2 protein-coding genes are annotated in these 4965 nt (G+C 72.5%); both read left to right on the forward strand.

Features of this window, described 5'->3' with window-relative positions:
- A partial coding sequence (locus ACFY0X_RS36810; RefSeq protein ID WP_387760882.1) for a phosphopantetheine-binding protein occupies positions 1 to 307 on the forward strand: 307 nt, incomplete at its 5' end.
- A partial coding sequence (locus ACFY0X_RS36815; protein WP_387760883.1) for an amino acid adenylation domain-containing protein occupies positions 307 to 4965 on the forward strand: 4659 nt, incomplete at its 3' end. The genes ACFY0X_RS36810 and ACFY0X_RS36815, both read left to right, overlap by 1 nt.

A 4965-nucleotide genomic window follows, 5' to 3' on the forward strand; every position in this document is an offset into this window, starting at 1 on the left:
CGCCCCCGCGTTCACCGCGGGCTCCGGTCGAGGCCCGGCCAACGCCCGCGAGGAACTCGTCTGCGCAGCCTTCGCCGAGGTCCTCGGCGTGGAGAGCGTCGGCGTGGACGACGACTTCTTCGCCCTCGGCGGCCATTCCCTCCTCGCCGTCCGCCTGATCAGCCGCATCCGGGCGGCGTCCGGTGTCGAGGTGCCGTTGAAGACACTTCTGCTGGCGCCGACGCCGGCCGGTCTCGCACAACAGCTTGAACATGAGAAAACAGCTAGGCCGGCGTTGCGGCCGATGCGCAACCAGGAGGAGTTCTGATGGTTCCGTTGTCTTTCGCGCAGCGCCGGTTGTGGTTCCTCGCGCAGTTGGAGGGCCCGAGTGCCACCTACAACATCCCGATCACCAGGCGCCTTCCGGGCGAGATCGACGCAGACGCGCTGAACGCGGCCATGCTGGACGTCATCGGACGCCACGAGGTGCTGCGCACCGTCTACCCGACTGCCGGCGGGGAGCCGTACCAGCGCATCCTGAAGCTGGAGGACCTGGACTGGAAGCTGGCGGTGGCCGACCTGGCACCGGCTGAACTCGACGCCAGGGTCTCGGAGTTCGAGGCGTACGCGTTCGACCTGGCCGACGAGGTGCCGATCCGGGCCGCGCTGCTCCGGACCGGTCCCGACGAGTCGGTGCTGGTCGTGGTGGTGCACCACATCGCGAGCGACGGCTGGTCGATGGGGCCGCTGCTGCGGGACGTGACCAAGGCCTACGCCGCCAGGAGCGCGGGCCGGGCGCCCGAGTGGGAGCCGCTGCCCGTCCAGTACGCCGACTACACCCTCTGGCAGCGCGAACTCCTCGGCGACCAGCAGGACCCGGAGAGCATGCTGGCCCGTCAGCTCGCCTACTGGCGTGACAACCTCGCGGGTGCGCCCGAGGAGCTCGACCTGCCCTTCGACCGACCCCGTCCGCCGGTCGCCTCCCACCGCGGCCACGGCGTGCCGCTGGAGGTCCCGGCCGCGGTCCACGCCCGGCTGGCGGAGCTGGCGCGGGCCGAGGACGCCACGGTCTTCATGGTCCTGCAGTCCGCGCTGGCGGTCGTGCTGTCGCGCCTCGGGGCGGGCACCGACATTCCGGTCGCCACGGCGGTCGCCGGGCGCACCGACGTCGCGCTGGACGACCTGGTCGGCTTCTTCGTCAACACCCTCGTGCTGCGCACGGACCTCACCGGCGACCCGACCTTCCGCCAGGTGATCGCCCGGGCACGGAAGACCGGCTGGGACGCGCTCGCGCACCAGGAGGTGCCGTTCGAGAAGCTGGTCGAGGAACTCGCGCCCGCGCGCTCCATGGCCCGGCACCCGCTGGTCCAGGTGATGCTGACCGTCCACAACAACGAGCGGATCGTGCTGGAACGCTCGGGCGCCGAGACGGACGGCCCGGCGGCGGAGCCGGCGGACGTCGCGGTCGACGTGCGGGCGGCCAAGTTCGACCTCGAACTCGACTTCGTCGAGCTGTTCGACGAGGACGGCGCCCCGGCGGGCCTTCGCGGATCGCTGACCGCCTCGATGGACCTCTTCGAGCGCGACGCCGCCGCGCGGCTCGCGACCCGGGTCCGTCGGGCACTGGAACTGCTGGCCGCCGAGCCGGGGACCAGGCTCAGCGGCCTGGACCTGCTGGACGAGGCCGAGCGCCGTCGGGTCCTGGTGGAGTGGAACGGCACCGCCCAGGGGCAGCCGGCCGGCACGCTTCCCGACCTGTTCGCGGCCCAGGCGGCCCGGACGCCGGAGGCGGTCGCGGTCGTCGCCGAGGACGGTGAGCTGAGCTACGCGGAGCTGGACGAGCGGGCGAACCGGATGGCCCGGCTACTCATCGAGCGGGGTGTCGGCCCGGAGTCCCTGGTCGGTGTGCTCATGGAACGCTCCAGCGAGCTCCTCGTCGCCCTGCTGGCGGTCCTCAAGGCCGGCGGCGCCTATGTGCCGGTCGACCCGGACTACCCGGCCGACCGCATCGCGTACGTGCTCGGGGACGCGCGGCCGGTGCTCGTGCTCGCCGGCCGCCGGGCCGCGGCCCTGGCCGGCCCGGCCCTCGACGGGGTGCCCTGCTTGATGGTCGACGAGCCGGAGACCACGGCTCGCCTCGCCGAGCTCAGCGGCGCCGGGGTGGACCAGGCCGAGCGCAGGAGCGCGCTGCTGACCGGTCACCCGGCGTACGTGATCTACACGTCCGGCTCGACCGGGCAGCCGAAGGGCGTCACCGTTCCGCACGGGAACGTCGTGCGGCTCTTCGACGCCACGGAAGCACGGTTCGACTTCGGGTCCGACGACGTCTGGACGTGGTTCCACTCCTTCGCGTTCGACTTCTCGGTGTGGGAGATGTGGGGAGCGCTGCTGCACGGCGGTCGCCTCGTCGTCGTGCCGTTCGAGGTGTCCCGGTCGCCGGAGGAGTTCCTGAAGCTGCTGGTCCGGGAGCGGGTGACGGTTCTCAGCCAGACGCCTTCCGCGTTCGACCAGCTGATGCGCGCGGAAGCGCAGGACCCGGAGTCGGGTGACGGGCTGGTGCTTCGCTCCGTGGTGTTCGGCGGGGAAGCGCTGGAGCCGGGACGCCTGCGGGAGTGGTACGCCCGCCATCCGGAGGACGCTCCGGTACTGGTCAACATGTACGGCATCACCGAGACGACCGTGCACGTCACCTACCGGGCCCTGGACGAGTCCTCGGTGTCGGCGACGGGGTCCGGAATCGGCCGGGGGATCGCGGACCTGCGGCTGTACGTGCTCGACGGTGGACTCCAGCCGGTGCCGCCCGGTGTCGCGGGTGAGCTGTACATCGCGGGAGCCGGTCTGGCACGCGGCTACCTGAACCGCCCCGGTCTGACGGCCGGGCGGTTCGTGGCCAGCCCGTACGGCACTGGGGAGCGGCTGTACCGCACCGGTGACCTGGTCCGCTGGAACACCGACGGAGAGCTCGAATACCTCGGCCGCACCGACGACCAGGTCAAGATCCGTGGTTTCCGGATCGAACTCGGCGAGGTCGAGGCGGCGTTGGTGTCACACCCGTCGGTGGCGCGGGCCGCGGCCGTGGTGCGTGAGGACCGGGTGGGTGACAGGCGGCTCGTCGCCTACGTCGTTCCGGCCGCCGGGGCCGGGGCCGGGGCCGGGGCCGGGGTCGACGCGACCGGGCTGCGCGGGCATGTCGGGGCGTTCCTGCCCGAGTACATGGTTCCGTCGGCGGTGGTGGTCCTGGACGGGCTGCCGTTGACGGTGAACGGGAAGCTGGACCGCAAGGCGTTGCCCGCTCCGGAGTTCGACGCGGGAGCGTCGTACGTGGCTCCGCGCAGTGTCCGTGAGGAGGTGCTGTGCGCGGTGTTCGCGGAGGTCCTGGACGTTCCGCGGGTGGGTGTGCACGACAACTTCTTCGAGCTGGGCGGTCATTCGCTGCTGGTGGTGTCGCTGGTGGAGGTGCTGCGTCAGCGGGGTGTCTCCGTCTCGGTGCGGGCGCTGTTCCAGTCGCCGACCCCGGCGGGGCTGGCGGTGGCGTCGGGTGCCGAGCAGGTCGTGGTGCCGGAGAACCTGATTCCGGTGGGCGCGACCGCGATCACGCCGGAGATGCTGCCGCTGGTCGACCTGACCGCGGAGGAGGTCGAGCGGGTCGTCGCCACCGTCGAGGGCGGCGCCGCGAACGTCGCGGACGTCTACCCGCTCGCCCCGCTCCAGGAGGGCCTGCTCTTCCATCACCTCCTCGCGGAGGGCGGCGAGGACGCCTACGTGCTCCCCTCCGTCCTGGAGTTCGGCTCGCGCGAGCGCCTGGACGCGTTCGCGGCCGCGCTGCAGAGCGTGATCGACCGGCATGACATCTTCCGCACCTCCTTCGTCTGGGAGGGCCTGCGCCGGCCGGTCCAGGTCGTGTGGCGCAAGGCCGTGCTGCGGGTCGACGAGGTGACGTTGGACGCGCGGCGGGCCGACCCGGTGGGCGAGCTGGTCGCTGCCGTCGGCTCCTCGATGGACCTCGGCCGGGCACCGCTCTTCAGCATCCACGCGGCGGCCCTTCCCGGCGGCGACCGCTGGTTGGGCCTGGTGCGCGTCCACCACCTGGTCCAGGACCACACCGCGCTGGAGACGCTGCTCGGCGAGGTCCTGGCCTTCCTCACCGGACGGGGGGACCAGCTGCCCGAGCCGGTGCCCTTCCGTACCTTCATAGCCCATGCCCGAGGCGCCGCCACGGACGAGGCCTCCCACGAGCGCTACTTCGCCGAACTGCTCGGCGACGTCACCGAACCCACCTCCCCGTACGGGCTGATGGACGTCCGCGGGGGCGGCGCCGACGTGGTGCGCGAGGTCGTGCCGTTCACGCCCGCCGCCGAGGCGCGGCTGCGCGAGGTCGCCCGCCGGCTCGGCGTCAGCACCGCCACGGTTCTGCACGTGGCGTGGGCCCGGGCCCTGGCGGTGGTCAGCAGCCGCGACGACGTGGTCTTCGGCACCATCCTCTTCGGGCGGATGAACGCGGGCCTGGGCGCCGACCGCGTTCCCGGGCCGCTCATCAACACGCTGCCGGTGCGGGTGCGGACGGACGAGCTCGGCGTGCTGGACGCGGTGTGGGCGATGCGTGACCAGCTCGCGGAGCTGCTGGAGCACGAGCACGCCCCGCTCGCCCTGGCCCAGAGCGCCAGCGGCCTCGCCGGCGGTACCCCGCTGTTCACCGCGCTGTTCAACTACCGCCACAACAGTGGCCAGGACGCCGACCAGGCGGCCGGGGAGGCGGCCGAGGACCGGGACGAGACGGACGGCATCCGGCTGGTCTACTCCCGTGAGCGGACCAACTACCCGCTCGCGGTGGCGGTCGACGACAACGGCGTGGACCGCGGGCTGTCGCTGGCCGTCGACGCCGTCGCGTCGGTCGACCCCCTGGCGGTCGGTGTGCTGGTGCGGACGGCTGTCGAGGGTCTGGTGGCGGCGTTGGAGGTGGCGCTGGACGGTGGTCCGCAGGTGCCG

This window comes from Kitasatospora sp. NPDC001547 (assembly GCF_042894165.1).
Lineage (GTDB): Bacteria > Actinomycetota > Actinomycetes > Streptomycetales > Streptomycetaceae > Kitasatospora.